Source organism: Mesorhizobium sp. HAY1-8B, from assembly GCF_056868045.1.
In genome coordinates this window covers 4,374,139-4,401,067 of the sequence record NZ_CP200321.1, presented here as the reverse complement: position 1 = coordinate 4,401,067, position 26,929 = coordinate 4,374,139, and the positions used below count along the sequence as shown (strand labels likewise).

General features: G+C 61.8%; 32 protein-coding genes and 1 pseudogene. 12 read left to right on the top strand and 21 right to left on the bottom strand.

Annotated elements, in window-relative coordinates:
- Positions 1-20 precede the first annotated feature (20 nt).
- A complete protein-coding gene (locus AC1VON_RS21020) occupies positions 21-710 on the top strand; it encodes an SDR family NAD(P)-dependent oxidoreductase (protein ID WP_483124718.1) in 690 nt (229 codons plus the stop codon).
- A 631-nt stretch (positions 711-1,341) separates the two neighbouring features.
- Entirely contained in the window at positions 1,342-3,267 is a 1,926-nt protein-coding gene (locus AC1VON_RS21015) for an ABC transporter ATP-binding protein/permease (protein ID WP_483124717.1), read from the top strand.
- A gap of 116 nt (positions 3,268-3,383) precedes the next feature.
- On the opposite strand, the gene AC1VON_RS21010 is transcribed toward AC1VON_RS21015, so the two are convergent.
- Complete coding sequence (locus AC1VON_RS21010; protein WP_483124716.1) at positions 3,384-3,722, bottom strand: cupin domain-containing protein; 339 nt, start codon at positions 3,720-3,722, stop codon at positions 3,384-3,386.
- Positions 3,723-4,388: 666 nt separating this feature from the next.
- Between AC1VON_RS21010 and dusA the strand changes: the two genes are divergently transcribed.
- Positions 4,389-5,387: a tRNA dihydrouridine(20/20a) synthase DusA gene (gene dusA, locus AC1VON_RS21005; RefSeq protein ID WP_483124715.1), complete on the top strand. Its 999-nt coding sequence runs from the start codon at positions 4,389-4,391 to the stop codon at positions 5,385-5,387.
- A gap of 86 nt (positions 5,388-5,473) precedes the next feature.
- On the opposite strand, the gene AC1VON_RS21000 is transcribed toward dusA, so the two are convergent.
- Entirely contained in the window at positions 5,474-6,181 is a 708-nt protein-coding gene (locus AC1VON_RS21000) for a TIGR02281 family clan AA aspartic protease (RefSeq protein WP_172350520.1), read from the bottom strand.
- Between the two features lie 10 nt (positions 6,182-6,191).
- Complete coding sequence (locus AC1VON_RS20995) at positions 6,192-6,422, bottom strand: DUF1289 domain-containing protein (protein WP_483124714.1); 231 nt, start codon at positions 6,420-6,422, stop codon at positions 6,192-6,194.
- A gap of 197 nt (positions 6,423-6,619) precedes the next feature.
- On the opposite strand from AC1VON_RS20995, the gene AC1VON_RS20990 reads away from it, so the two are divergent.
- Entirely contained in the window at positions 6,620-7,618 is a 999-nt protein-coding gene (locus tag AC1VON_RS20990; RefSeq protein ID WP_483124713.1) for a nicotinate-nucleotide--dimethylbenzimidazole phosphoribosyltransferase, read from the top strand.
- 11 nt (positions 7,619-7,629) lie between these two features.
- Here the strand turns inward: AC1VON_RS20990 and AC1VON_RS20985 are convergent, their stop codons facing one another.
- Both AC1VON_RS20985 and AC1VON_RS20980 read right to left on the bottom strand, forming a co-directional pair.
- Entirely contained in the window at positions 7,630-8,157 is a 528-nt protein-coding gene (locus AC1VON_RS20985; RefSeq protein WP_483124712.1) for a GNAT family N-acetyltransferase, read from the bottom strand.
- 53 nt (positions 8,158-8,210) lie between these two features.
- Positions 8,211-9,731 (bottom strand): sensor histidine kinase, encoded by a 1,521-nt coding sequence (locus AC1VON_RS20980; protein WP_483124711.1) that lies wholly within the window; start codon positions 9,729-9,731, stop codon positions 8,211-8,213.
- A gap of 76 nt (positions 9,732-9,807) precedes the next feature.
- Here AC1VON_RS20980 and AC1VON_RS20975 point away from each other — a divergent pair, with 76 nt between their 5' ends.
- The 4 genes from AC1VON_RS20975 to AC1VON_RS20960 all read left to right on the top strand — a co-directional run bounded on the left by AC1VON_RS20975 (position 9,808) and on the right by AC1VON_RS20960 (position 12,288).
- On the top strand, positions 9,808-10,428 hold the full coding sequence (locus AC1VON_RS20975; protein ID WP_483124710.1) for a thermonuclease family protein: 621 nt from the start codon (positions 9,808-9,810) through the stop codon (positions 10,426-10,428).
- Between the two features lie 34 nt (positions 10,429-10,462).
- Positions 10,463-11,074 (top strand): glutathione S-transferase, encoded by a 612-nt coding sequence (locus AC1VON_RS20970; RefSeq protein ID WP_483124709.1) that lies wholly within the window; start codon positions 10,463-10,465, stop codon positions 11,072-11,074.
- Entirely contained in the window at positions 11,014-11,688 is a 675-nt protein-coding gene (locus AC1VON_RS20965; RefSeq protein ID WP_172350526.1) for a uracil-DNA glycosylase family protein, read from the top strand. The genes AC1VON_RS20970 and AC1VON_RS20965 overlap by 61 nt, the downstream gene beginning before the upstream one ends.
- 108 nt (positions 11,689-11,796) lie before the next feature.
- Complete coding sequence (locus AC1VON_RS20960) at positions 11,797-12,288, top strand: Lrp/AsnC family transcriptional regulator (RefSeq protein WP_006205209.1); 492 nt, start codon at positions 11,797-11,799, stop codon at positions 12,286-12,288.
- An 11-nt stretch (positions 12,289-12,299) separates the two neighbouring features.
- Here the strand turns inward: AC1VON_RS20960 and AC1VON_RS20955 are convergent, their stop codons facing one another.
- From AC1VON_RS20955 to moaA, 13 genes and pseudogenes are all read right to left on the bottom strand, one after another.
- Positions 12,300-12,866, bottom strand: coding sequence for a DUF3299 domain-containing protein (locus AC1VON_RS20955; protein ID WP_483124708.1), 567 nt, complete (start codon positions 12,864-12,866; stop codon positions 12,300-12,302).
- Positions 12,867-13,040: 174 nt separating this feature from the next.
- Positions 13,041-13,358: a GNAT family N-acetyltransferase gene (locus tag AC1VON_RS20950; protein WP_483124707.1), complete on the bottom strand. Its 318-nt coding sequence runs from the start codon at positions 13,356-13,358 to the stop codon at positions 13,041-13,043.
- Between the two features lie 85 nt (positions 13,359-13,443).
- Positions 13,444-14,135 (bottom strand): annotated as a pseudogene (locus tag AC1VON_RS20945) (DNA alkylation repair protein).
- An 8-nt stretch (positions 14,136-14,143) separates the two neighbouring features.
- A complete protein-coding gene (locus AC1VON_RS20940) occupies positions 14,144-15,013 on the bottom strand; it encodes an NAD(P)-dependent oxidoreductase (RefSeq protein ID WP_172350530.1) in 870 nt (289 codons plus the stop codon).
- Between the two features lie 107 nt (positions 15,014-15,120).
- Positions 15,121-16,026: an ABC transporter permease gene (locus AC1VON_RS20935; RefSeq protein WP_483124706.1), complete on the bottom strand. Its 906-nt coding sequence runs from the start codon at positions 16,024-16,026 to the stop codon at positions 15,121-15,123.
- The gene (locus AC1VON_RS20930; RefSeq protein ID WP_483124705.1) at positions 16,023-16,742 is read right to left on the bottom strand and encodes an ABC transporter permease; all 720 of its coding nucleotides are present in this window, start codon (positions 16,740-16,742) and stop codon (positions 16,023-16,025) included. The genes AC1VON_RS20935 and AC1VON_RS20930 overlap by 4 nt, the downstream gene beginning before the upstream one ends.
- A gap of 80 nt (positions 16,743-16,822) precedes the next feature.
- Positions 16,823-17,608 carry an ABC transporter substrate-binding protein gene (locus tag AC1VON_RS20925; protein ID WP_140773798.1) on the bottom strand — a complete coding sequence of 262 codons (786 nt, stop codon included), beginning with the start codon at positions 17,606-17,608 and terminating at the stop codon, positions 16,823-16,825.
- A gap of 158 nt (positions 17,609-17,766) precedes the next feature.
- Positions 17,767-18,270 (bottom strand): molybdopterin-guanine dinucleotide biosynthesis protein B, encoded by a 504-nt coding sequence (mobB, locus tag AC1VON_RS20920; protein ID WP_172350533.1) that lies wholly within the window; start codon positions 18,268-18,270, stop codon positions 17,767-17,769.
- On the bottom strand, positions 18,267-18,893 hold the full coding sequence (gene mobA / locus AC1VON_RS20915) for a molybdenum cofactor guanylyltransferase MobA (protein WP_483124704.1): 627 nt from the start codon (positions 18,891-18,893) through the stop codon (positions 18,267-18,269). Before mobA ends, mobB begins: the two co-directional genes overlap by 4 nt.
- 50 nt (positions 18,894-18,943) lie before the next feature.
- Positions 18,944-19,864: a DMT family transporter gene (locus AC1VON_RS20910; protein ID WP_172350535.1), complete on the bottom strand. Its 921-nt coding sequence runs from the start codon at positions 19,862-19,864 to the stop codon at positions 18,944-18,946.
- Positions 19,865-20,046: 182 nt separating this feature from the next.
- Positions 20,047-20,406 (bottom strand): hypothetical protein, encoded by a 360-nt coding sequence (locus AC1VON_RS20905; protein WP_172350536.1) that lies wholly within the window; start codon positions 20,404-20,406, stop codon positions 20,047-20,049.
- Positions 20,407-20,541: 135 nt separating this feature from the next.
- Complete coding sequence (locus AC1VON_RS20900) at positions 20,542-21,015, bottom strand: hypothetical protein (protein WP_483124703.1); 474 nt, start codon at positions 21,013-21,015, stop codon at positions 20,542-20,544.
- A 55-nt stretch (positions 21,016-21,070) separates the two neighbouring features.
- Positions 21,071-22,066 carry a GTP 3',8-cyclase MoaA gene (gene moaA / locus AC1VON_RS20895; RefSeq protein WP_172350538.1) on the bottom strand — a complete coding sequence of 332 codons (996 nt, stop codon included), beginning with the start codon at positions 22,064-22,066 and terminating at the stop codon, positions 21,071-21,073.
- Positions 22,067-22,261: 195 nt separating this feature from the next.
- Between moaA and AC1VON_RS20890 the strand changes: the two genes are divergently transcribed.
- Together AC1VON_RS20890 and AC1VON_RS20885 are read left to right on the top strand one after the other, a co-directional pair.
- The gene (locus AC1VON_RS20890) at positions 22,262-22,615 is read left to right on the top strand and encodes a gamma-butyrobetaine hydroxylase family protein (RefSeq protein ID WP_140773805.1); all 354 of its coding nucleotides are present in this window, start codon (positions 22,262-22,264) and stop codon (positions 22,613-22,615) included.
- A gap of 63 nt (positions 22,616-22,678) precedes the next feature.
- Positions 22,679-23,290 (top strand): pyridoxamine 5'-phosphate oxidase family protein, encoded by a 612-nt coding sequence (locus tag AC1VON_RS20885; RefSeq protein ID WP_483124702.1) that lies wholly within the window; start codon positions 22,679-22,681, stop codon positions 23,288-23,290.
- A gap of 51 nt (positions 23,291-23,341) precedes the next feature.
- Here the strand turns inward: AC1VON_RS20885 and AC1VON_RS20880 are convergent, their stop codons facing one another.
- Positions 23,342-23,794, bottom strand: coding sequence for a MarR family winged helix-turn-helix transcriptional regulator (locus tag AC1VON_RS20880; protein WP_172350540.1), 453 nt, complete (start codon positions 23,792-23,794; stop codon positions 23,342-23,344).
- Positions 23,795-23,841: 47 nt separating this feature from the next.
- On the opposite strand from AC1VON_RS20880, the gene AC1VON_RS20875 reads away from it, so the two are divergent.
- Positions 23,842-24,753 carry an alpha/beta hydrolase gene (locus tag AC1VON_RS20875; RefSeq protein WP_172350541.1) on the top strand — a complete coding sequence of 304 codons (912 nt, stop codon included), beginning with the start codon at positions 23,842-23,844 and terminating at the stop codon, positions 24,751-24,753.
- 69 nt (positions 24,754-24,822) lie between these two features.
- Here the strand turns inward: AC1VON_RS20875 and AC1VON_RS20870 are convergent, their stop codons facing one another.
- Entirely contained in the window at positions 24,823-25,218 is a 396-nt protein-coding gene (locus AC1VON_RS20870) for a rhodanese-like domain-containing protein (protein ID WP_172350542.1), read from the bottom strand.
- Between the two features lie 60 nt (positions 25,219-25,278).
- On the bottom strand, positions 25,279-25,893 hold the full coding sequence (locus tag AC1VON_RS20865) for a TetR/AcrR family transcriptional regulator (RefSeq protein WP_483124701.1): 615 nt from the start codon (positions 25,891-25,893) through the stop codon (positions 25,279-25,281).
- A 99-nt stretch (positions 25,894-25,992) separates the two neighbouring features.
- Here AC1VON_RS20865 and AC1VON_RS20860 point away from each other — a divergent pair, with 99 nt between their 5' ends.
- Positions 25,993-26,739 carry a 3-oxoacyl-ACP reductase family protein gene (locus tag AC1VON_RS20860; RefSeq protein ID WP_172350544.1) on the top strand — a complete coding sequence of 249 codons (747 nt, stop codon included), beginning with the start codon at positions 25,993-25,995 and terminating at the stop codon, positions 26,737-26,739.
- The last annotated feature ends 190 nt before the right edge of the window (positions 26,740-26,929 follow it).

The window sequence follows — 26,929 nt, the reverse complement described above, 5'->3', positions numbered from 1 at the left end:
AGGCCCAGAAAGGGACTAAGATGCCAGATCGAAAAGTCGCCCTCGTCGTCGGTGCATCGCGAGGCCTGGGTCTCGGGCTCGCTCATGCCTTCGTCTCACGCGGATGGGAGGTGATAGCGACCGTACGCAGCGCGCATGGCCGCGGCGCCCTGGAAACCCTTGCCGGCAATGGGTTGGTTTCCATTGCGCACATGGACATCAACAAACCAGAAGACCTAACGGCCCTTCGGAAGATGCTCTCGGCGCGCGCGCTCGACGTTTTGTTCGTCAATGCGGGCGTTGCTATTGACCCTTCCATTGCCGCGGAAACCGTCTCGACACAGGACTTCGTGGACGTCATGGTCACGAACGCGCTTTCTCCGCTGCGCGTCATTGGGGCGCTCCACGATCTGGTCGATCCCGGAGGCGTTGTCGCAGCGATGTCTTCGGACATGGGCAGCATCAACGACAATGCCGGCGGCGGATGGGAGATCTATCGCGCCAGCAAGGCGGCCCTCAATCAGATGATGAAAAGTTTCGCGATCCGCAAAGGAGACGGGCGAACCTATATCGCCATGTCGCCGGGATGGGTACGCACGGAGATGGGTGGCAACGGGGCGCCGCTCGACATAGAGACGAGCGCCGCCGGAATTGCCGAGACGCTGATCGCCCGTTCGGGCGCTGGTGGCATTCATTTCGTCGATTTCCGCAACCAACCCCTTGCTTGGTAGGCGCTGTGCAGACGGCGTGACGTCGCGCGCAGTTGTTTCCTGCCCACAGTGCGGCGCTCGGCCTTGCCGATCATCGTACTCGCGCTGCCAGGCACGTTTCTTTCCGGCCGGCGGTCCGTCGGGCAACGACCCGACGTTGCCCGATCCAGGCACGGCAGCTTGGCGCCTGATATCGGCCGTTTAGGTCAGCTTTGCCGGTGCCTTAGTAGCGGACTAAGATTTGGCCAGCCCAGCTCCGCGACATCGATGTAGAGTTCCAAGCCAAACGGGCATGAAATGGCGGATGGCCGGAGCCTAGCTTGCCTATGCGCTGACCGTTCACAGAACGCAGGGTATCCATTTCGGCCGGACCTTGCTCGTATCAGGTCCACCTCAGAGCCCGTTAGCAAGATTTCGGAGTGAGATCGGCACCATTGAATGAAGGCAAGGAACCGCCATCAGTCCGTGTCAGTAGCCGTCAGGAATCCGGTACCATATCGGCAACAGCAAATTGTCTCTTGGCGTCACCCAAGATGCCTTGTACAGAATCCTGCTCTTTGGTGACCCTCATCCTGTCGGGGGGAAGAGCCCGTTTCATATGCAAGGAGCGTTGCGTGCGTAGACACCCGCTCATCAACGGCGGGAGGTCGCGTTGCGCTGGTTGAGCCGTCGCTCGGTAGGGCAGCAACCGGCAACTCCCGTTTCTTCGATGCGCAGCTTCTCCGGCCTGATGGCCGCCTATTGGCGATCGAAGAAGTGGCTGGAGGCATGGGGGCTGACGTCGGTCATCATCATACTTACAGCCTTGTCGGCCTTGGCCAGTGTCTGGTTTGCAGAGGTGTCGGGCCAGCTTGTCAGCGCGATCGCGCTTCTTCACCGTCCTGAAGATCCCGCGACGCTGAGAACCATCCTGGAGAGTGCCGCAATACTTGGCGCGATCGTGGTCCTTCGGGATGTAGGCTTCATCCCCGTCCGTCACTATTTCTCGACGACGCTGCACCGCAAGTGGCGTGCTTGGCTTGATCAGCGGTTCAACGATGCGCTGCTCGACAGCAACCATACGCACTATCACCTCCAACATGGCGCCACCCGTGCCATACCGCCCAAGATCTCGGTCCCCGACAATATTGATCAGCGTGTCCAGGAATTGATCAAGGGAATGGCCGGCGGTGCCATTGGCGTCGCAATGGGTATCGCAGGGGTGCTGCTGTCACTTGTCTTTGTTGGCAGCAAGATCGTCGAAACGTCCGCTCCGGTTGATGGACTGCCCTTCTTCGGCAGCTACGGCAGCGCCTTCCTGACGCTTGTCGCCGTCATTGCCTACGTCCCGATTGCAACCTTCGTCGCGACGAAGCTGGGGGCTGTGTTGCAGGTGCTGGACAACACGATGCAGAGGGCCGAAGGCAGTTACCGCGGCGAACTGAACAGGCTTCTCCACAACAGCTTTTATACCGCCGCCGCTTCGGGCGAGATTGCGCAGAAGGGCATCCACAAACGCCGCTATCTCGACATTGATCGCACCTGGGCGAGGCTCAACAAGCTGGTTTCCGGATATATGGCGTTTGAGCTCTTCTACAATTTCCTAGGTTCTCGGATTGTTGCCTACGCGCCGGGCCTGTTGCCCTATGTGGACAACGAGATCAGCTTGCAAACCTACGTTACGGGAGCCGAACTGGCGAATGCGCTGATAGTTGCTTGTTCCTGGTTTATCCACGTCATGCCGGACATATCGACGCTCAAGGCGAATTCAGGTCGCCTGACCGAGCTTGCAAGGGCGATCGAGGATGTGCAGCGGCCGCGCGAGTTCTACGCGCGAACCGGCCTTTCGGAACTGCGCTACAGCACCCAGGACCCCAAACTCGGCCTGACCCTCAATGATCTGGAACTGATGCATGAGGGCGATGATGCGCCCTTTATCAGGACCGGCGAGCACCACTTCAAGCCAGGAGAATGGACCTTGCTCGTCGGAGAGTCGGGCAGCGGCAAGTCGTCTCTGTTCAAGGCCATCAATCGCCTCTGGCCGCATGGTCGCGGTACGACAATTCTGCCTGAGAGCGTGCGAAGTCTGTATGCAGCTCAGGATGTGAACCTACCGCCCATATCCCTCAAAGAACTGATTTGCATGCCTGATCTTGTTGAGGCCCATTCGGATGTAGACGTCGCGGTCGCGCTGACCAAGGCAGGCCTTGCGGAGTTTGCCGGCGACCTCGCCGAGGAGGGGCGCAACGGGCATAGCTGGGACCAGCTTCTGTCCGGCGGTCAGAAGCAGAAGGTCATACTCGCGCGGATACTCCTGCTGCAGCCGGGGCTGCTGTTTCTGGACGAGTCGACGAGCGCCCTCGACCCCGATGCCACGGTTGCCTTCCACCAAGCGATCAAGGATGCCTGTCCGAGCACGACGGTGATCAGCATCATGCATGATGCCACGCCTCCAAGATCCTCCAGCGGCAAAGGTTTCTACGACAGCGTGGTCACCATCGCAAACGGCACCACCAGAAAGGAGCCGCTCCCGAATACAAAAGGCGGCCCTGTGGGTCCGGCGCGGGTTAAACCGGTCACCAAGGCAGGAGAGCGCTAACACGTGGCAGCCGTCCAGCGGCCAGGAATAGCTCTACTCTGCATCGGGTAGCCAGCAGGCGTACAGCGCAACGACCCCAATGAGAATCTACGAGCGCGCAAGGTTGCCAGTGCGCGCTATTCGGTAGTCTTCCCGTCGAAGTGCTCCGACGACGACTCGGCGATCGACTTCTTGCTTTGGACCAGCTGGTCGCGATGATTTGGTGGACCGTAGATGGTGTAGACCTTCAGGCTCTTCGCACCCACATTGATCAGATTGTGGGAGGCGCCCGCAGGCACAAGGATCGCGTCGCCGCTCTTTAGCTTGTGCGTAGTCCCGTCGATGACGATCTCGCCCTTGCCCTTCTCGACCCGAAAGAACTGGTGGTGGGTCTTGTGCGTTTCCATCCCAATGTCCTGTCCGGGCTTTAGCGACATCAGCACCAGTTGCAGATGATGGGCGGCAAGGTGCTGCATTCGTCCGATGTCGCAACCCTGGTCACCGCCATGGCAGGTGGGTGGGCCGCCTGTCGCGCTCACACCCCTTGCCGACAAGACCGAGGCGCTTAAGTGCCATACGCGCGAAATCTACGGGTTCGACCTTCACCGGTAGACCGTGGACGGCCGCAGCATGAGACAGGACAAGTTTTATGAAGCCGATGTCTATGCCTAGCGTCATCGGTCCAGCGCCTTGGGCGGCCCGATCACGACCGAAGCGAATGAGCCGTTCTCGATCGAGTGCAAAAATGTTGCATTTGCCAAGATGCCTTTGCAGCATATCAAGGGCTGAGGCCTTGGAGCGGCGAGGGGACTTGCCTACATCGCACATGTCGTCGATATGAAGATCGATGAGTTCGCCGAAGGTCTTCAGGCGCGCTATACGGGACTTGGTCGGCGTCTCACCACGATCGACTTGGCGCTCGGTTTCGGTCGCCCAGCGGCGTGCGTCGTCTCGGTCTCGCTGACATAGCGACCTTTGCGACGGACTTGGACACGCCAGGAACCGGACGAGAGCTTTGTGTAGATGGCCATTTTTTCGTGTGCGCTCCGTGTGCACTGACAGAACGAAACGTGGCGAAAAGGGTCGTATTCTGGCGTAAAGAGGCGTATCCGCGATTGCGACTCACGAATTGATGTAAAAAAATGGCGAAAAATCAAGAACATAGCGTGGCCGTGGCCCCGATGATGGATTGGACGGACCGGCATTGCCGGTTCTTCCATCGCCAGCTGACGAACCGTGCGCTGCTTTACACCGAAATGGTGGTGGCAGACGCGGTCCTCCACGGCGCGCGCGATCGGTTGCTTGGCTTCGATGCGGTGGAACATCCGGTCGCCTTGCAGCTCGGCGGTTCCGATCCCGCGAAACTTGCCGAGGCCGCGCGCATTGGCGAGGCCTTCGGCTATGACGAAATCAATCTCAATGTCGGCTGCCCGTCCGACCGCGTCCAGTCGGGGACGTTCGGGGCCTGCCTGATGAAAGTGCCCAACCTTGTCGCCGAGTGCGTCGAGGCGATGAAAGCTGCGGTGACCATCCCCGTCACCGTCAAATGCCGCATCGGTGTCGACGAACAGGACCCGGAGCCGGCGCTCGATGCACTGGCGAACGGGGTTTTCAATGCCGGCGCCGACGCCTTGTGGGTGCATGCGCGCAAGGCGTGGCTGGAAGGGTTGAGCCCCAAGGAAAACCGCGATATTCCGCCGCTCGACTATAACAGGGTCTATCGGCTTAAGGTTGAAAAACCGAGCAAATTCATCGGGATCAATGGGGGTATTCAGTCACTTGAAGAGGCGCGGGCGCATCTCGATCAGGTTGACGGCGCCATGCTTGGCCGCGCCGCCTACCACACGCCAGGCATTCTGGCCGGCGTCGACGCCGGCTTCTACGGCGCAAAGCCCGAGGCGTTCGATTTCGCAGCGCTTATCGACGCGATGGCGGGTTATGCAGCGCGCCACATCGAACAGGGCGGACGGCTCGGCCATGTCACCCGCCATATGGTCGGGCTGTTCCATGGGTTGCCCGGTGCGCGCCGTTACCGCCAGATCCTGTCGACCGATGCAAACCGGCCCGGTGCCGGGCCTGATGTGCTGAAGACGGCGTTTGCGGCCGTCGAATTTGGCGCAGGGACCGCCGAAGCGGCCTGACCTGGAGCAATTCCAGGAAAAGTGGAAACGGTTTTCCGTCCGTGAATTGCGTCAAGTTCACCGTCTCCGTGAAACGGTGGATTGCTTTAATCCCTGAGAATCATGCGGTCGCCGCGCACGTCGAAGCCCGACAGTGAGCCGATGAAGTTCATGCCGAGCAGGCTCTGGCTCAGCATGCCAGGAGCCGCGACCATCACCGACATGTTCTTGCGCACGATGCCGCCGATCGCCACCGCGTCGGTCTTGACCGCCGCGGCGCGCGCCATGCCGTTGGCTGTCGAAACCGGTATGGTGTAGTTGAGCGCGGCGGGGTTGAAGCCGGCGGCTTGCGCGTCTTCGGACGTCAGCACCGTGCTGGTCGCGCCGGTATCGACCACGGCCCGCACCGGGTTGCCGTTGACCAGGATGCGCGCCTCGAAATGGCCGTTGTCGGCCTTGTCGAGGGTCACGGTGGCGTGGCCGTCTTCGACGCCAAGCGCCAGCGGACTGCCGGGGACGAGGCCGGCTGTCACCCGGCTGGCTACGTCCTGCAGTTCGTAGCGATACTGGTAGCCGGTGATCAGAGCGAGCACGATTGCCGCCCAGGCGCCAAGGTTGCGGGCCATCGCGCCCAGCGGGCGGCCTGACCGCAGCAGGCCGGCACCGATCAGCGCGCCGAAGGCGCCAAGCCAGATCAGCCGGCCGAAATCATAATTTTCCACGCCAAGCGTGCTGCCGGCGGAGTCGTTGAGCATGAGCAGGACCGCTCCCACGCCGATCACCGCCATCATAATCCAGAACAGCCGGCTGCTCATCCGTGCCTCGCTAGAGTGCGTCGCGTTGGCGCGCCATGCGGGTGCGGCGCGTTTCCCGGCGCGGCCGGCGCTCGACCGTTTCCAGCCGGGCCGGCAGTTCGGCCATCACATTGCGACGCGTTTCGGGCGTCATCCCCATCCAGGCGCCGATTTCCTCGCGCGTGCGGCCGCAACCGAAACAGAAGCCGGTTTTCATGTCGATCGAACAGACCAGGATGCAGGGGGATTCGATGGCCGTCATGACTTTCTCACGAGCGACCCGTTTGGATTCCGCTCTTCCATCTCCACATGGTGCAACGGCAAAGCCAATGCAAGCCCTCGCGATCGCGCCCTCCCAGGCCATCTTTGCGGCAATCAAGGCGGATGTTTGGGAGAGGTTGTGCCGATCACGCAACGCGGCTATGCCGCTCACCAACTCCAGGAATGATTGCTCACGACATGACCAGCGCGCTACCTTTCGACGATTTTCGCAACCTGCTCGACAATTTGCCGGCAGCCGACCTCAAGGCGGAAGCGCGCGTGCATGCGCTGTTCGCCAAGGCGGACAAGCCAGCGCATTCGCTCGGCCGCATCGAGGAGATCGCCGCGTGGCTTGCGGCCTGGAGCGGCAGGGCTCCGCCCGCCGTGACAAGGCCGCTGATGGCGGTCTTCGCCGGCAATCATGGCGTGGTCAGGCATGGCATTTCGCCACGCCCGGTGGCGGCGACAGCCAATGCGGTCGAGCTTTGCGCCGCCGGCGGTGCGGCGATCAACCAGATCTGCATCGCCAACGATCTCGGGCTGAAGGTGTTCGATCTTGCCTTGCACATCGCCACAGGCGACATCACCGATGATGCCGCGCTTGATGAACGCGGTTGTGCGGCGACCATGGCCTTCGGCATGGAGGCGATCGCCGGCGGCACCGACCTGCTTTGCCTCGGCGATCTCGGCGTCGGCAATTCCACCGTCGCCGCCGCCCTGTTTGCGGCACTGTTCGGGGGCAGGGGGGCCGATTGGGTCGGCCCGGGATCCGGCGCCGATGCGGCTATGCAGGCGCGCAAGGCGGAGGTGGTCGATGCGGCGCTGGCGTTTCACAGCGACCATCTAGAGGACCCGCTGGAAGTGTTGCGCCGGGTCGGCGGCCGCGAGTTCGCGGCGATAGCCGGCGCCATCCTCGCCGCGCGGATGCAAAAGATCCCGGTGCTGCTCGACGGCTTTGCGGCAACGGCCGCTGCGGCGGTGCTCTATGCCGCGAACCCCGCAGTGCTAGACCATTGTCTTCTCGCCAGCCTGTCGCCGGAGTCCGCGCATGCAAGAGCCGCCGAGCTGCTTGGCTTCCGCCCACTGCTCGACCTGGGCATGAGCCACGGCGAGGGGGCGGGGGCGGCACTTGGCGCAGGTCTGGTCAAGGCGGCGGCGCTGACCAGTTCGGGCATGGCGGCAGCTGTTCGGGGCTAAGCCCTCGGGTATCAACGCCTGAGATTGGGGATACGATAGACGACCGAGGTATATTTCGGATTGCATCGTGTCTCGATGACCGACCCGCCAAGGCCTTCCGCGATTCTCCTGCTCGCCACGTTCTTTTCGGCAACGGGGTATTGGAAGCAATCCGGATCGAGTCGCTCGGAAGCCCACTCAACAACAGCGCCAATGGCCTCACGGCCAATACCGTCTCCTTGAGCGTCTTCCCTTATCCAAATACCAAGCTCAGGAGATACCGTCTTTGCCGCGTGAAGGCCGATAAGCCCCAGGCAGCGATCGTCCGCCACCGAACGCGCGACGAAATGCAAATCCGACCCACTACGGATCAGCGTCAGCCAGGATCGCCATACTTGCGCGAAGGCCGCCGGTGATCGAGGTGGTTCCCATTGCATGAAGCGGGTGATTGCGGGCGTGATGGCGGCAAAGACCTCGTCCGCATCGTCAGGCGTAAACAGCTTCAGGCAAAGCCGCTCCGATCTGATTTCAATGCCGCGGGCATCCCAATCTGCGGTCATTGCGGTCTGCGTTCCTCTGCCGGGCCGGGCGCGTGCTGCTCGGCAGGGGGTATCTATCGCCGACGGGCCGCTACTGCCGCGGTCGGCAACGCCGGCAGCTCTTCCATCACCCGGCTCAGCGGGAAGATGGCAATCGCCTCGGTGCCTTCGCGCAGCTTGGAATGGAGCTCGAATTGGCCGCCATGCATGGCAAGCAGCCCTTGCACGATCGGCAGGCCAAGTCCGGTGCCTTGCTCGGCACTCTTGATGGCGATCGAGCCTTGGCCGAAGGCTGAAAGCACGATCGGAATCTCGTCTTCGGGAATGCCGGGGCCATTGTCCTTGATTGAAATGTATTGCCCGCCGCCCGCCGTCCAGCCGACGCGGACGCGGATTTCGCCGCCGGTGGCGGTGAATTTAATGGCGTTGGACAAAAGGTTGAGCGCGATCTGGCGCACGGCGCGCTCGTCGGCGAACAGACGCGGCAATGTCTGTTCGAAATCCTGGATGACCCGGATGTCCTTGTTGCGCGCCTTCAACTCCATCATATGGCAGCAATCCTCGACGATGTTCAGCAACATCACCGGCTCTTCGTTGAGCTGGTAGCGGCCGGCCTCGATACGCGACAGGTCGAGGATCTCGTTGATCAAGTCGAGCAGATGCTGGCCGGAGTCGTGCACGTCATGGGCGTAGTCGCGATAAGTGGGGTTGCTCATCGGCCCCAGCACTTCGTTCGCCATCACCTCGGAAAAGCCGAGAATGGCGTTGAGCGGCGTGCGCAGTTCATGGCTCATCGAAGCGAGGAAACGCGATTTCGCCAGATTGGCGTCCTCAGCCCGCCGCCGCGCCTCGTCCGACATCGATTTCGCCGTCTCGAGTTCGGCGATCAGTGCGTCCTTTTCGGAGCGGAACGACAACAGCATCAGGGAGGAGCGGTTGATGTGGTGGGCGACATAGGCAAAGAAGGGCAGCGACAAGACAAGCAGCCCGGCCATGATCGCCTCGACGGGCATCCACAGCCTGGTGCCAACATAGGCATAGAGCGCCACTGGCATGGCAAAGGTCGCCAGCAGCGCGCCGCTCAGGGATGAGGCCATGACCGCGGTCCCTGCCATGGCAAACAGCAGCACCACGGCCTTGACCACCTGGAACTGGGCGACATCGCAAGCGCCGCAGCCAAGCCAGACGAACCAGGCCCAGCCGAGACCGCAAAGGAAATGGCCGGCCAGGAATTCCCGCCTCGCTTGCAAGGGGTTGAGCTCGGAAGCTTCCGTACGCTCGATGCGCCGCGCCATGAAGACGACGATCGTATAGGAGATGAGCGTGAACAGCGTCCAGAGCCCGATCTCGTTGCCAACGCCGGCGAGCCGGCCGGCTACTGCGATCGCCAGGACGAGCAACGGGATGACCACGGCACCGCTTGTCATGGCGCGCGCGTGTAGTTTCAGCAGTTCGCGGTCGAAATCGAGATTGCCGGCCTGCTGCGAAAGACGGTCGCGCGTCTTGCGCACCGCGCGCGCGACATCGCTGTTGCGATGCCGTTTCCTGCGGTCCACAATGAACTTGTCCGCTGTGTTCGAGCGTTGCAAGGGCATCAAAAACTTCAATTTATACGTGCAGCGGTTTCAAGGTGTTAAGCTACGTTCGAATGATTAACCAACCGTTTGCCATATGAGCCGTTCCTGGTCGCCAAGATCGCGCCGACGGTACGCACCGGTGCCCAGGAGCCCGTGGCGGCGGCTTCTGGATTATGGGCTTACGACAATCATTCTGGGGTTGCTGATCCTGCTGGCGGCACGTCTCGATCGGGTGGAAACGCGCCAGACGCAGGGTGCGGCGATCATCAATGACGGCGATTCCATCACACTTGGCGCCGAGCGCATCCGCATGCGCGGCATAGATGCCCCGGAATACACCCAGACCTGCCGCAGGAACGGTGTGGATTATGCCTGTGGCACGCTTGCGCGCCAGTCGCTGGTGCGCCTAATCGCCGGCAGGCCGGTCACCTGCAGCGGCTGGCAGCGGGATCGCTATGGCCGGCTGCTTGGCGACTGCAAGGCCGGCGGCACGGATCTCAACCGCGCCCAGGTCGAGGCGGGCTGGGCCGTTGCCTTCGGCGACTACGAAGGTGAGGAAGCGACTGCCCGCGCGGCAAAGGTCGGTATCTGGGCGGGTACGTTCGACCGGCCGCAGGACTGGCGCGACAGTCATCACGGCGAGGTGGTGGAGCGAAAACACGGCACGCTGGCGTCGATCGGCGACGCCGTGCGGGAGATTTTTCGCTTCTGGTGAAGTGCCTTGGCTGGGAAGGAAAAGGGAGGATCGAATGAAGCTTTACGACGGCGGCCGGGCGCCCAATCCGCGGCGGGTTCGCGTTTTCCTTGCAGAGAAGGGGATCGCGGTTCCAATCGTGTCCGTCGACATGGGCGCGCTGGAGCACAAGAGCCAAACAGTGAGTTCGCGCAACCCTTTGCAACGCCTGCCGGTGCTGGAACTTGACGACGGCACGATCATCACGGAATCCGTCGCCATCTGCCGCTATTTCGAGGAGTTGCAGCCCGAACCGGCCCTGTTCGGACATGGCGCGCTCGGCAAGGCGCAGGTCGAGATGTGGCAGCGGCGGATGGAGCTCAATCTGCTGAGCAGCGTCGCGCAGGCCTTTCGCCATATCCATCCTGCCATGAAGGAATGGGAAATCCCGCAGGTCCCGGAATGGGGCGAGGCCAACAAGCCGAAGGCGGTCGAGTTCCTGAAGATCCTCGACCGCGAGTTGGCGAGCCGTGAGTTCGCCGCCGGCGACAGCTATTCGATTGCCGATATAACCGGCCTGATCGCGATCGACTTCATGAAGCCGGCCCGCATCAAGGTGCCGGAGGAATGCACCAATGTGTTGCGCTGGCATCAGGCGGTCTCCAGCCGCCCGAGTGCCGCCGCTTGAGTATGAAACTGGACAGTTTTGCAGCAGAGGTCCGAGCCTGCCGCATCTGTGTCGAAAACCCTATCGGCAAGCCGCTGCCACATGAGCCGCGACCGGTATTGCGTCCCTCGTCCAGCGCCCGCATCCTGATCGCCAGCCAGGCGCCGGGAACCAAGGTGCACCTATCAGGCATGCCGTTCACCGATGCTTCCGGCGACCGCCTGCGCAACTGGCTTGGTGTGACCAGCGACGAATTCTACGACATCGAGAAATTCGCCATCGTGCCGATGGGGTTCTGCTTTCCCGGCCAGGATGCCAAGGGCGGCGACCTGCCGCCCAGGCGCGAATGCGCGCCGGCTTGGCGCGCGCCCTTGATGGCCCTGATGCCGCGAATAGACCTCGTGCTGACGATCGGCATCTATGCGCAGTCCTGGCATATGGGCGCCGCGCGCCGCCCCTCGCTGACGGAAACGGTGATGGACTGGCGTGCCATCTGGGAGAGTTCCAGCGGAGCGAAAGTGCTGCCGCTGCCGCATCCATCCTGGCGCAACAGCGGCTGGCTGAAGCAGAATCCATGGTTTGAAATGGATTTGCTGCCTTTCCTTCGGTCGGAAATCCGCTATCGCATTGGCTAGGCATTCAGCAAGAAATCACTCGCTTTAACGGCGATTGGCAGAATTTCTTTCTTGTGGAAGCCTCGAATAAGAGGGATTATAGACAAACTATTCCCCTAGGAGCCTCTAATGGACCGCCTTGACCGAAAGATCCTACGTCTCCTGCAGGAGGACGCGACGCTCGCGGTGGCCGATGTCGCCAAGAAAGTCGGCCTGTCGACCACGCCCTGCTGGCGCCGCATCCAGAAGCTCGAGGAGGAGGGCGTCATCAAGCGGCGCGTGGCCATTCTCGACCATGAGAAGGTCAATGTGCGGGTCACTGTCTTCGTCTCGATCCGCACCAATTCACATAGCCATGAGTGGCTGCGGCGGTTTTCCGAGGTCATCCAGGAATTTCCCGAGGTGGTCGAGTTCTACCGCATGAGCGGGGACGTCGATTATCTCTTGCGCGTCGTGGTGCCCGACATCGCCGCCTATGATGCCTTCTACAAGCGGCTGATCGCCAAGATCGAGATTCGTGACGTGTCGTCGTCCTTCGCCATGGAGCAGATCAAGTACACCACCGAAATCCCGCTCGACTATATGGTGCTGGACAAGGAATCGGGTGCCAACGCTGCCTGAGCGCCAACCCGTTAGTTCTTCTTTTTGTTGAGAAAACTCCAGGGCGAATTCACCGGCAGGGTGATGGTGTCAGGCACAGTGTCGACACCGACGACCTCCGCCTTGCGCACGGTATAGCCGGACTGGATGACGCTGACGCCATCCAGAATGAACAGCTGGCTTTTCTCCATGTCCGGCTTCAGGGCGCCGGTGACGGCGACCGACTGGTAGGCTTGCGACATCTTGTAGGGGTGGGCTGGCGTGACCAGCACGATCTGGTTGGGCGGTGGCGTCGGCATGTGACTGCACGCGCCCGTCCATGGCACCAGCAGGAACTGATAGACGAGATCGCCGTCGCGATCGACCGGCAATGCATATCCGGCTAATTGTACGGTCTTGTCCTGCAGATCGACGGAGAGCGTCTCGCCATGATCGGGCAATTTTGCCGCGATCATCGGCAGGCCGGCGTCTTCGGCAACGGCCTGGGTCGCCGGGCGCAAATCCTTCCAGAAAATTTGCATCGTGTCGGCCGAGGCGCCGGCAGCGGGGAGAGACAGCGCGGCCGCGAGCGCCAGGATTGATTTGAAATGGATGCTCATGCCGCTTCCTTTACGGGCGAGTAAAGACGCCGTGCCCAATGACGTCAATGCTCGAGCCGCATCACATGTCGGCGAGAACCGGCCATGCCGGCCTCGCGGAAGCCACGCGATGCAAACATGTCGCGAAAACCCATGAAACGGTAACTCGGCGACGCCTCGGCCACCGGATAGGCCTCAATGATACGCGCCCTTGGCGAAGGCATGATCGATGGCGGCATCGAGCAATGCCGAAGCAAGGCCGCCGCCGCGCAAAACCCTCGGCACATAGAAGCAGACGATCGACCATACGCCGCTCTCGCGATCATCCTGCTGCTTTGAAAGCTTGCGATAGGTCTCGCGTGGCGCGACCGAGCACCAGCCGATGGTCTTGCCGTCGAGCTCGGCGACGATGCCGACCGGGTGCTGGCATCGAGGAGCGCCATCATCCGCCGCTTCTTCTCGTCGCTCTGGACGTGCCCGCGGCCGGACTGCCGCCAGGCCATGCAACAGCAATATTTGGCGACCCCGGCTGCTCGAACAGAGCCTCGAAGCTGACACGGGTCGCCCGCGCCACCTCGGTGAAGCGGATGTTGGCAGGTCAAACGTTTCTGGCGGCGATCCGCGCGAGCGTTTTGGCATCGGTCAGTTCCTTCACGGCATCCTTACCGATCCAGCGTGCCGTCTTGTCGGGCGATCGAGCGAGCCGTTCAGCGACAGCAAGGGCAGCGCCATGCATGGCCATCGATCGCTTGCCGATGGAACGAAGCGCCCAGTTCACGGCTTTCTTCACGAAATTACGGTCGTCGGTGGCATGCGCCTCGATGATCGGCAGGAAGGTGAGAAAAGTCGCCTCCGGCTCTTTCTTCCGGTGGACCACAGACCAGGCCATCATGGCAAAAGCCGTGCGTCGAACGAATTCCCGTTCGTCGGCCGCGAACTCGCCGATCAGTCCGTATCGACGAAGAGGTCAGAGACGCCGTCGACGATATCCCAGGAGTCGAAACTGGCCGCCCATTGCCTTGCGTTCGCGGCAGAAAACCGGTTCGGGTCGGCGGTGACGGAAGCGATGAACTGCGCCTCCATAATGCCTGACTCCCACAGCTCAAAAGCGCGCTCATGGTTGCGTTTGATCTTCCGAGCGATCTGCCGCTGGACGCCATGTGGAATTCCAAGCGCGCGTTCGATCTTGATACCGTAGCGCAGCATGCCAAGGCGATTTTCCTCCGAGCCGATCAAGCGCAGATGCGCGACGATTTCGTCGGCAGTGGATCGGGGCGAAAGCTCGGCCATCGCAAATCCTACTTCTCCAGCCGCGCCAGCAGCGAGGACGTGTCCCAGCGCTTGCCGCCCATGGCCTGCACGTCCTTGTAGAACTGGTCGACAAGCGCGGTCACCGGCAGCTTGGCGCCGTTGCGATCAGCCTCCTCCAGGCAGATGCCGAGATCCTTGCGCATCCAGTCGACGGCAAAACCGAAATCATATTTTCCCGCATTCATGGTCTTGTGCCGGTTTTCCATCTGCCAGGATCCGGCCGCACCCTTGGAAATCACCTCGATCACCTTCTCGATGTCGAGCCCGGCCTTCTTGCCGAAATGGATGCCTTCCGACAGGCCCTGCACCAGCCCGGCGATGCAGATCTGGTTGATCATCTTGGTCAGTTGGCCGGCGCCCGCCGATCCCATAAGCCCGACCATGCGGGCATAAGCATCGATCACCGGCCTAGCCCTGTCGAAGGCGGCCTGGTCGCCGCCGACCATGACGGTCAGCACGCCATTCTCGGCACCGGCCTGGCCACCGGAGACCGGCGCGTCGAGGAACGAGAAGCCGCCGGCTTGCGCGGCCTCCGCCAACTCGCGCGCGACCTCGGCCGAGGCCGTGGTGTTATCGATGAAGACCGAACCTTTCTTCATCGAGTTGAAGGCACCATCCGGGCCGGTCGTCACCGAGCGCAGATCGTCGTCATTGCCGACGCAGGAAAAGACAAAGTCCTTGTCCTTGGCTGCCTCCGCCGGCGTCACCGCAAGGCTGCCGCCATGCTGGCCGACCCATTGCTCGGCCTTGGCCCTGGTGCGGTTGTAGACGGTGACGTCGTGGCCGCCCTTGTTGCTGAGGTGTGCCGCCATGGGGTAGCCCATAACGCCAAGACCGAGAAATGCCACAGATGCCATGAGCTTGCCCTTCAGACGAAAACGAAATTGTTGCGAAAGCTCTAGGCTCTGCGCTCAATTCGTCAAGACGCCTGTGGCACGATCGACTGGTACAGTATGGGAACCCGTCAGCGTTTCAGGTGGATGGTGATCCGGCGCTCGATCCATTCGATGGCATGGCGCAACAGCTCAACCATCACGAGGTATACCAGGGCGACCCAGATATAGGCCTGGATGTCGAAGGAATTGGCGAAGGCGAGTTTTGCATTGCCCATCAGGTCGTAGACGGTGATGATGGCGACGATCGCCGAAGCCTTGACCATCAGGATCAGCTCATTGCCATAAGGCCGCAAGGCGACGATCAGGGCTTGCGGCAAGACGATCTTGCGCAGCGTCTGCAGTTTGTGCAGGCCGAGCGAGGCAGCGCCTTCCCATTGGCCTCTGGGCACGCTTTCGATGGCACCGCGCAGGATTTCGGCCTGGTAGGCGGCTGTGTTGAGCGCGAAGGCGAAGACGCCGCAGTTGAAGGCGTCCTTGAAGAAATCCCAGAGCGTGAACCATCCCATCGTAAAGCCGACTGGGATGCTTACGTGAGGCAGAACTTGGACCCAGTCGCTGACGACCGGTAGGTACACGCCAACCGCACTGAGCTCCGGTCTGAACGAACCCAACCCGTAATAGACCAGAAACGTCTGAACCAGCAGCGGCGTGCCCCGGAAGAAATAGACGTAGCAATAGGCAAGACCGGACAGGATCCGGTTCCTGGACATGCGCCCATAGGCGACAGGCACCGACAGGATCGCGCCCAGCACCATCGATATGGAAACCAGCGACAGGGTGACGCCAAGCCCTCTGAGATAGGCCGGCGCATATTTGGCGAAGAAGGCTGCGTTCCAGGCAAAGAACAAGTAGCTGACGATGCCGAGGCCAAAGGCGATCCACAGGCAAACAAGCGCGTAACCGACGATGCGCCGTCGCGGCCAGCCGCGAGCTCGCGGTGGCGGCCGTTCGACCATGGCGGCTGTCGCGCTCATCGTTGTGCCTCGCGTTTGCCGAGCGAGCGCAAAATGGCGTTGGTGGCGAAGGATGACACGACGGCCAGGCCAAGAAAGACCAGTGCCGCCACGCCGTAAAACAGGAACGAGTGCTTAGTGACGCGAGCGGCCACGCCAGCGTTGCGCAACGTCTCTGCTAGACCGACGACCGACACCAGTGAGGTGTCCTTCAACAGGCTGAGCCAGCAATTCTCAAGACCGGGAAACGCGATGCGCAGCAGCTGCGGCAAGATCACAAGGCGCATTGTCTGTCCGTAGGAAAGACCAATGGCATAGCCGCCCTCATACTGGCCTTTCGGAATGGCGCGGAAGGCCGACAGGAAAACCTCGCTGGCGTAGGACGAGAAGATCAGGGCAAGCACGATCATGCCGGCGACGAAGCTGTTGACGTCGATGGTGGCGTCTGGTCGGAAATACCGGATGATGTGCTGCAGCAGGATCGGCACGCCGAAGAAGAACAGGAAGAGCGTGACCAGTTCCGGCAGGCCACGAAAGACCGTGGTGTAGATGTTGGCGGCCAGGCGCAGCGAGGGCTCTTCGGATTGCTTGCCGAGCGCAATGAAAAAGCCGATCGTCAAACCAATGGGAAGCGTCGCCAACGCCAGCAGAACCGTTACTACGACGCCATAGGCAATATCGTCACTCCAGCCATCGGGTCCCCAACTGAGAAGTGTCCATATGCTTTGGGCTGGCATTGACGGGTCTTATCTCCACGGCATTCCCAAGACGAATAGAAAGACGGCGGGGAATTTCCCCGCCGTCTTGATCCAGTCTATCAGGACTCGGCGCCGTAGACGTCGAACTTGAAGTACTTGTCGTTGATTTCCTTGTATTTTCCGCTGGCGCGGATGGCGTCGATGGCCTCATTGAGCTTGTTGACCAAGTCGGTCTCGCCCTTGCGCACGGCAATGCCGGCGCCCGGTCCGAAGATCTCGACCGGTTGCGGCGAGGGCTGGCCGAGAATCTTGCAGCAGGCGCCATCAGGCGAGTCCAGCCACTGCTGCAGCACGACGATATCGTCCTCGATCGCGTCGAGACGACCATTGGCAAGATCCGCCTGCTCCTCGGGGCTGCTCGGATAGCCCTTCACGGTGCTGTCGGTGTAGGTCTTCGAGGCATAGTTGAAATGCGTGGTCGTGGTGGCGACACCGATGGTCTTGCCGGCGAGATCTTCCTTGGTCACGCCCTTCAGCGTGCTGTCTTTCGGCACTGCGAGAGCCGACGGCGTGTTGTAGTATTTGTGGGTGAAGTCGACCTTCTCCTTGCGCTCCGGGGTGATCGACATAGACGCGACGATGGCGTCGAACTTGCCGGCCTGAAGTGCGGGGATGATGCCGTCCCAATCCTGGGCGACGAAGGTGCACTTGACCTTCATCTGGTCGCAAAGCGCCTGGGCGATATCGATGTCGAAGCCGACGAGCTTGCCGTCGGAGGTGAGGTTGTTGAACGGGGGATAGGCGCCTTCGGTGCCGATCCGCAGGGTCTTTTCCTGGGCCTGGGCTACGCCGAGCGTCAGCAGCGCGGCCGATGCGGCGAGCGCGATACGCAGTGCAATACGCATGATATTCCTCTCTTTATGGTCCCGGCCGTCGTTCCGAAACGGCTCTGTGGGGCGGTGCTTTTGACCGCCCGCTGAAGCGATACTCCCACTCTTTCCAAGAAAAAAGCAACTGCAAAACCACCGAAATCGGCAACGGGGTTCTGCCGTTACGTTACATCTCAAGCAACGAGCCCGGTGGTGTGCTCGATGAAGTCGACTATCGATTTTACGTCGTCGAGGTGGAATACCGGCAGGCTCTTGTCCGTGACGGTGAAATCCGCGGCGACGGCGACAATATTGGGATCGCCAGCCGAAAGCGGCGTCCGGTCCTTTGCCGCCAGCCGCCGTGTTTCGATCTTACGGTGGGACTCGCGCTTGTAGCCTTCGACCAGCACGATGTCGCATGGGGCGAGCCGCGAAAGGATGCCCTCCAGCGGTGGCTCGTCCTCGCCGCGCAATTCGTGCATCAGCGCCCAACGGTTGCCGGACACGATCGCGACCTCGGTGGCGCCGGCCTGCCGATGGCGGAAACTGTCGGCGCCAGGCTTGTCGATGTCGAAGTCATGATGGGCATGTTTGACCGTCGAGACCTTCCAGCCGCGCCGCACAAGCTCGGCGACCAGCTTTTCGGTCAGTGTGGTCTTGCCGGAGTTTTTCCAGCCGATGATGCCGAAGATGTTCATGATGTCATGCTCTGCAACAGGCGTCTGGCCTCGGCAAGATCGTCCGGCACGTTGATGTTGAAGAAAGGATCGAGCCCTGTGGATTGCTGGATCGGGAATTCCACCTCGACATGGCCGTGGCGCTCGATGAAGGCCAGTACCCGCCGGCTATCCTCGTCGACCAGGAAATGCCGCAAGGCGTCGCGACAATCGATTGGCCACAGCGCGAAGGTCGGGTGGAGCCTGCCGGCGGAGGAGGCGATAGCGATCGAACCGGGGCTTCGACCGGACGCCGCGGCAAGGCGGTCGACGAGATCAAGCGGCAGGAAGGGCGTGTCGCCGGCAGCGGTGACGACAGCCTTGCAAGGTGTGCTGGCAGCGGCCCATTCGAGGCCGGTCAGAATTCCGGCAAGCGGGCCGGCAAAGCCCTCGACGGTGTCGGCGAGCACGGCCAGTCCGAAACGGGAAAAACGTGCCGGATCGCCATTGGCACTGAGCGCCAGGGTTTCAATCTGCGGGCCAAGGCGCGACAGGACCTGGTCAAGCACGCAGCCGGCGCCAAGCGGCAACAGGCTCTTGTCGCCGCCTCCCATGCGCCTTGACTGGCCGCCGGCCAGAATGATCCCCGCGACATCCCGTTTCATGCCGCCCAGCCTCTACGCCAGCCGCCGGAAATCGCAAGCAGCTTCAAGGGCTAGATTCCATCCGGCGCCATGGTCGGCCCGGTGCTTTCGGCGACGATCCTTCGCCGGCCGACCAGCCGTTCGCGGTAAAGCGTATAGAGACCCGAGCCGACGACTGTCGCTGCGCCGACGATCATCGGCGTGTCCGGAAAATCGCCGAAGACGATCAGGCCAAGCAGTATGGACCAGAGGAGCGCGGTGTAACGGAATGGCGCGACGAAGGAGATCTCGCCCGAGCGCATCGCCATGATGATGAACTGATAGCCGACGAGCACGAGCACCGCAGCCAGCGCCAGCAGTGTCGTGCTCTTGACGGTCATCGGTGTCCAGCCACCCATCGGCGACAACAGCAACGCGCCGACAACGGTCATTGCCAGAGCGGTGGCGGTCGAGACCAGCATCGTCGGTATGGCTTGAGGGATACGCTTGGTGGCGAGATCACGCACGGTGCAGCATGCAACGCTGACCAGTGCCACAAGGGAATAGACGCTGAAGCCGTCGAAGCCCGGCCGCACGATGATCAGCACGCCGGCAAAACCGATGGCGATCGCCATCCAGCGTCGCCAGCCGACCGCTTCTCCGAAAAACAGCGCGGCACCCATCGTCACCGCCAGCGGCAGCGCCTGAAGAACGGCCGAGACGCTGCCGATCGGCAAATGGGCCAGCGCCACGAGGAATGACACGGTGGCACCCGCTTCGCCCAGGACGCGGATTGCCACCAATGGCTGCAGCATCAGGCGCGGCTGCAAAAGCGCGCCACGTTGCCAGGCCAGCAGGCCGACGAAGAGCGAGGCAAAAGCCCCCCTGATCAGCATGACCTGCGCCATGTTCATCGATTGCGAAGAGTATTTGGTGATGGCGTCGTTGAGCGTGAAGCCAACCATCGCCACCATCATGAACAAGGCGCCGCGAAGATTTGGAGAAAGGGGCAAGACATCTACCGGTTGCTTTGGCAAGCAAGCCTGTAACAGCCCGCCGCGAAACAGCAATGGCAAAGGGCTGTGCCAGAACAGGGAGAATCCGTCGTCGCCGGGGTGAAATCACATCCTGGCTTCGTTACGGATCGTGTCGGGAGGTCGCTTCGCCTCCCGGAAACCGACCGGCCCGGGCGATCCTATTTCTTCGGCGTCAGCACTTCGGTGCCGTTGCCTTCCTTGCCGGCGATCGTCCACAGGCCATGCAGCGAGCCGTCCTCCTCGACCTTGTAGACAACGAGGCCGATATCCTTGTCCATGACATAGCCGGCGGAGAATGCGTCGTCGTTGCGCATGCAGATGCCGTCCGAGGAGGAGCCGCCTGTCTCCCAGTGGATCGTGCAGGTCGTTCCGCTGGTCAGCGTGATGGTGGCTTCGCCGCCATAGGCCGAGCCATCGAAGTTGGTGCCGGCGACGGTGTAAGTGCCGCCGATCGACTGCGCTGCCGCGGGCAGGGCGGTCAGCCCAAGCAGAGCCAACGAAAGCAGAAATTTGTGCATGATGTATTCCCCCAAGAGCGACAACCGCTACGAAACGAACGCTAGGCGGGAAACCGTCACCAGTAAATCAGACGGACATTACAGGCAGAGATTTGTTCGCGGTGTGGCTAAAATGCTCGTGGGGCGCCGCAGTGTTCATGGCCCCTCGAGGCTGCCGGCAATGGTACCAACGAGCGGGTCGTATTTCGACTTCAGGGCCGGCGGGTAATCGATCCAGACCGTGCGAATGACGCCATCCCTGCCGAACAGCCGCCGCTCGTAAAAGATCTTTCCATCCTTCATCCCCGACAGCACCGCCCAGTCCTTTCCGGTCTTGCTGTAGGTGACGGTATAGCCGGGTTCCTTGCTCGCTTTTTCGTCAGCAACGAAACCCTTCGGGGTGTCATCGTCGATGTTGAGAATGCCCGAGCAAGTCAGGCTGGCGCCATCCGCGCTCAGCCATACCTGACCATCGCCATTTTCCGGCTCGGGCTGACGATCGGTGAAGATCTCGTCGGGAAAGGTGCAGACGGTGCCGAAGCGCTCGTTCACATAGGTGAAGGGCGCTGCGATGGCGCTGCTTGCTGCAATCGTCGCGAAAGCCGCAATCACCGAAAAAAGCCGTCGCATCTGCTGCCCCAAAGCCAATGACCGGGAGCAATCCTTGCACAGATCGACGGGAAGGTCAGCCGCCCGTTACGCTCATATGCCGGGACACCGACGGGCGGCTGGTGCGGCGGTCGATGATGAAATCGTGGCCTTTCGGCTTGCGGCCGATGGCTTCGTCGATGGCGTCGGCGACAAGTTCGTCGCCTTCGGATGCCCGCAAGGGCGCACGCAGATCGGCGGCATCCTCCTGGCCGAGGCACATGTAGAGCGTGCCGGTGCAGGTCAACCTGACCCGGTTGCAGCTTTCGCAGAAATTATGCGTCATCGGTGTGATGAAACCGAGCTTTCCGCCGGTCTCGGCGACGTGGACGTAGCGGGCCGGGCCGCCGGTCTTGAACGGAATGTCGGTCAGCGTGAACTGGCGCTCCAGCGAAGCGCGCAGCAGCGACAGCGGCAAATACTGGTCGGTGCGGTCGGCGTCGATCTCGCCCATCGGCATGGTTTCGATGACGGTCAGGTCCATGCCGCGGCCGTGCGCCCAGCGCATCATGTCGGGCAATTCGGCGTCGTTGAAGTCCTTCAGCGCGACCGCGTTGAGCTTGACCTTCAGCCCGGCCGCCTGAGCGGCATCGATGCCTTGCATGACCTTGTCGAGATGGCCCCAGCGAGTGATCTGGTGGAATTTGTCGGCGTCGAGCGTGTCGAGCGAGACGTTGATGCGCTTGACGCCGCAATCGGCGAGCTCGGCGGCGAAGCGCGACAGCTGCGAGCCGTTGGTGGTCAGCGTCAGTTCTTCCAGCGCGCCGCTGTCGAGGTGGCGCGAGAGCTGGCGTACCAGATGCATGATGTTCTTGCGCACCAGCGGCTCGCCGCCGGTGAGGCGCAGCCTTTTGACGCCCTTTTCAATGAAGACGGTGCAGAGCCGGTCCAGCTCTTCCAACGATAACAGGTCCTTCTTCGGCAGGAAGGCCATGTCCTCGGCCATGCAATAGGTGCAACGGAAATCGCAGCGGTCGGTGACCGACACTCTGAGATAGCTGATCGTGCGACCGAAGGGGTCGATCATGTTCATGTTCGAGCGTTTCCGTGGCCGTTATCGACGTCGTTATATACAGCTATGTGATACGATCCAGCCCGCCATTCAAGATACCGCTTCTCGATCTTTGGTAACATCCCGGAGCCGACATGGTGTGTCGGTCGTCTATCAGGACTTTTCCCCTTTCGCGAAGCGGCGTAGGGAAGGGCAATCGATACGGGATGAAACTGCATGACCGCGCCAAAAGAACTCAGGGTCTCCAAGGACCGCAAGCTGCTGTCGGTCACCTTTCCCAATCACCAGCCATTCGAATTGCCGGCGGAGCTGTTGCGCGTCGCCTCGCCATCGGCCGAGGTACAGGGGCATTCTCCGGAGCAGCGGGTGACGGTTCCCGGAAAGCGCAACGTGGCCATCCTGAAGATCGAGCCGGTCGGCAACTATGCGGTGCGCATCACCTTCGATGATTTCCACGACACCGGTATTTTCACCTGGAACTACCTGCATACGCTCGGCCATGAGAGGGATGAGCGCTGGAATGCCTATCTTGCCGAGCTTGCGGAAAAAGGGCTGAGCCGGGATCGCTAAGCTGGTGTCGTGAAGGCGTCACACATCTGGAGTAGCGCCGGCAAAGGTTCGGAGACGAAAAAGATGTCGCTCATCACCACGGTCGAACAGCTCGAAGCGCTCTATGGCTTTCCCGGCGAAGCCTCGCTGGTCAAGGAACTCGACCACGTCATTCCCGAATACGCAGCCTTCATCGAGGCTTCGCCCTTTGTTGCGCTTGCCACCAGCGGCCCGGAGGGGCTGGACTGTTCACCGCGCGGCGATCTCGCCGGCTTCGTGCGCATCGTTGATCCGAAGACACTGATGATGCCGGACCGGCGCGGCAACAACCGCGCCGATTCGCTGAAAAACATCATCAGGGATCCTCGCGTCGGGCTGCTGTTCCTGGTGCCGGGCTCCGGTACGACACTGCGCATCAACGGCCGCGCGCACCTCACGACCGATGCCGCCCTTTGCGCGTCGTTCATGGTCGACGGCAAGGCGGCGCGCTCGGTGACCGTCATCGACGTCGATTCGGTCTATTTCCAATGCGCCCGCGCCATCGTGCGGTCGGAACTTTGGAATCCGGCAAAACATGTCGATCCGAAGTCACTGCCGACACCAGGAAAAATCCTGGAAATCACCAGCCGGAAGAACATCGACGGCGAAACCTATGACAAGGACTGGCCCGAGCGGGCGAAGAAGACGATGTGGTAGCCGGTGCACCTACTCAGTGAGGCTGGCCTGAATCTCGGCACACCTTGGGTGCTAGGCCTCCTTCAGTACCTCATAGATCTTGCGCATCTGGTCGCCGATCATGTCGCATTGTTCCGGCGTCGACTGGCTCATCGCCTTTTCGATCAGCGCCATATGCACCTTCAGCGCCTGCATCAGCAGCGCCTCGCCGGCCTCGGTCAGGGCCAGCCGCAGGATGCGCTTGTCCTTCTCGTCGCCTTCGCGGCGCAGCAAGCCGCGCGTTTCCAGCTGCGGCAGGAGCATGGTGATGTTGGAGCGACCGACGAGCAGCTTGCGGGCAAGGTCGTGCTGCGACATGCCGGGGTGACGGTAGAGGTTCATCAGCACGTCGAGCTGCGCCGGCTTGAGATCCAGCGGCGCGAGTTTCACCGCCAGCGTGCGCTCCAGCACATGGCAGGCGCGCGCCACCGCGACCCAGTTGCGAAAACGCGGGTTGTCCCAGGGCAGCTCTTGTTTATTGTTCATCTTTGAACTATTATGTTCATGCTTGAACGTATGGATGGATTCTCACTATGGCATCATTCGGGCTGAAGGTCATCCGAGGTGTGTTTGGTGCGGCCGAACATATTGCGCCGCGCATCACCGGGCGCGCGGCCTTCGAACTGTTCTGCCGTACGCCGAGCGCCAGGGCGCTGACCGACGGCGAGCGCCGCGCCATCAGCCGCGCCGCCGAATTCATGACCGAGGCGCGCCATCATCGGCTGAAGACGGCGACCGGCTGCGTGGCGGTGCACGAATTCCGGCCGGAACCGGGCAGGGCGGCTCCTGGCACAGTGCTTGTCGTTCATGGCTGGCGTTCGCGCACCGAATACATGCGCGCATTGATCGAAGGCTATCGCGCCGCCGGCTACAGGGTCGTTTCGTTGGATCTGCCGGGCCATGGCCATTCGCAGGGCCGGCACCTCAACATGGTCAACGCGGTTGACGCGGTGCGGGTCGCCGGCGAATGGTTCGGTCCGTTCGTGGCGGCGGTGGGTCATTCCTTCGGCGGCGCCGTCGCCGCCAATGCCATCGCCGGTTCGGTCAAGAACATTCCGCCGCTGGCGGCCGGGCGTCTTGTACTGATCGCGGCGCCAAGTTCCTTGCCGGCGATCTTTGCCGACTTCAGCCGCATGCTCAATGTCGGCCCCCGCTCGCAGGTTGCCATGGCGGACCGTGTCGAACACCTGTCCGGCCGGCCACTGCATGAATTCACCGGCGACCGCCAGCTCGCACAGGCGCCCGTGCCGACGCTTATAATCCACGCGCCTGATGACCGCGAGGTGCCGGCCGAGCATGCGAGACGCTATGCCGGTGCCGGCGGTCATGTGCGGCTGCACTGGGCCGACGGGCTCGGCCACCGCCGCATTCTTGCGGACAAGGGCGTGGTCGAACGCGCCGTTGCTTTCGTCGCGGGGAACCACGAGCCGTCATTACTGCATTGAGCCGCGGTTCTCGTTCCATGCATGTCGTTGCCTCAAACCCGGGAGCACTTTTGAGCGACATGCACCGGGCTACTTCTTCTTCTCGCCGGGCTCGACCGGTAGTCCGGCCGCCTTCCAGGCGGTGTAGCCGCCAAGGATGTGCTTGACCGGCGTCAATCCCATGTCCTGCGCGGTCTTGGTGGCGAGCGCCGAGCGCCAGCCTCCGGCACAAAAGAAGACAAAGCTCTTTCCCGAGGCGAAAAACGGCTTGTGATAAGGGCTTTCAGGATCGATCCAGAATTCCAGCATGCCACGGGTGACGTGTTTGGCACCGGGTATTTTCCCATCACGTTCGACCTCGCGAGGGTCTCGCAGGTCGACGAAGATCGTGCCCTCATCTTCAAGCAATCCCGCCGCTTCTTCAGGCGAAACCACTTCGATCTCGGCATTGGCCTCGTCGAGCAGTTCGCGATAACCCTTTTTCACCGTCGTCCCCTCCCGGCCTTGCTGGCAGGTCCGAATTTCGAGCACACCAGCCTGCATTTGTCACGCTGCCTCGGTTCCGGCCAACGTCTTCCACGCCGCCATCGCCCCGGCCACGGTCGCCAGCAGGGCGGCGCGCGATGCACCATCCCGCGCCTGGATCGACATGCCATGCTGAACCGTGGCGAAGAAGGTCGCCACGGCACGACAATCGAATTTCGCCGGCAATTCGCCCTCCGCCACGCCGCGCTCGAGGCGCTTGCGCAGGGCTGTGAGGTTTCCGGCACGACGCCGGCGCAAATCCGCGCAGATGGCGCCGCTGCTTGAGTCCTCGTGCAGTGCACCCAGTGCAATCAGGCAGCCCTGCGGGCGATCGGTCTGCGAATAAGCCTTGGCTGTCTGCCGCAGGAAGTTCTCGATCGCCTTGCATGCCGTCGATGCCTGGTCCAACGCGGCCCAGATCTCTGTTCCTTCGGCTTGCGTGTAATATTCGGTCGCTTCGAGGAACAGCGCCTCCTTGCTGCCAAAGGCGGCATAGAGGCTGGGCGAATTGATGCCCATCGCCGCGGTCAGCTCGGCAATCGAAGTGCCCTCGTAGCCTTTGGCCCAAAAGAGTTCCATCGCGCGCCGCAGGGCCGCGGTTCGATCGAAGGTACGGGGACGGCCTCTTTCCGACATGGCGCCTTTTCTGTGTTGATCGATACATAAATCAGTTGACGCGACCGGGCAAGGCTGCCAGACATTTATGTATTGGTCGATACAGAAATGGAGAAGCAGATGTCTTCCAGCAATTTGAGTGGCAAGGCCGCCCTCGTCACGGGTGGCAGTCGCGGCATAGGGGCGGCGATTGCACGGCGCCTGGCCGCCGATGGCGCGGCTGTCGCACTGACTTATGTACACGGCGAGGAGCAGGCTCTATCCGTTGTTGCCGATATAGAGGCCAAGGACGGCCGTGCCATTGCGATCAGGGCCGACAACCGGGATGCCGCGGCGATAGACAGAGCCGTCGATCGGGCCGTTGGCGCCTTCGGCCGTCTCGACATCCTGGTCAACAGTGCCGGCATCTGGCGCACGGCACCCATCGATACGCTGTCGCTTGCCGATTTCGACGAGACCATGTCGGTCAATCTGAGAGCCCCGTTCATCGCCTCGAAAGCCGCGGCGGCTCATATGGGCGAGGGAGGCAGGATCATCTCGATCGGCAGCAATCTCGCCGAACGCGTCACCGACACCAGCCTGGGCGCCTATTCCGCCAGCAAGGCGGCACTGGTCGGGTTGACCAGGGCCCTGGCGCGCGACCTCGGTCCGCGCGGCATCACCGCCAATGTCGTCCACCCCGGCTCGACCGACACCGACATGAACCCGGCGGACGGACCGCATGCCGACCACCAGCGCCAGAAGATGGCGACGCCGCGATTCGGCAAGGCCGACGATATCGCCGGCATGGTTGCCTGGCTCGCCGGCCCAGAAGGACGTTTCGTAACCGGCGCCGCATTGACCATCGATGGCGGCGCCAACGCCTGATTTTCATGGAGTCCTTGGGCGGGAGCGAAAACACCCGCGCTCCCGCCGTCACGATGTTGTGAAACCGTTCTGCAACACGCTTTCCGAAATTTATGAAAGCTTAACGAAATCGGTATGAATCGGTATAGTCGCGCCTTACATCCGCCATGCGGTGAGCGAGACGGTTTAGCGTGCGGAACGGGAACCGGTT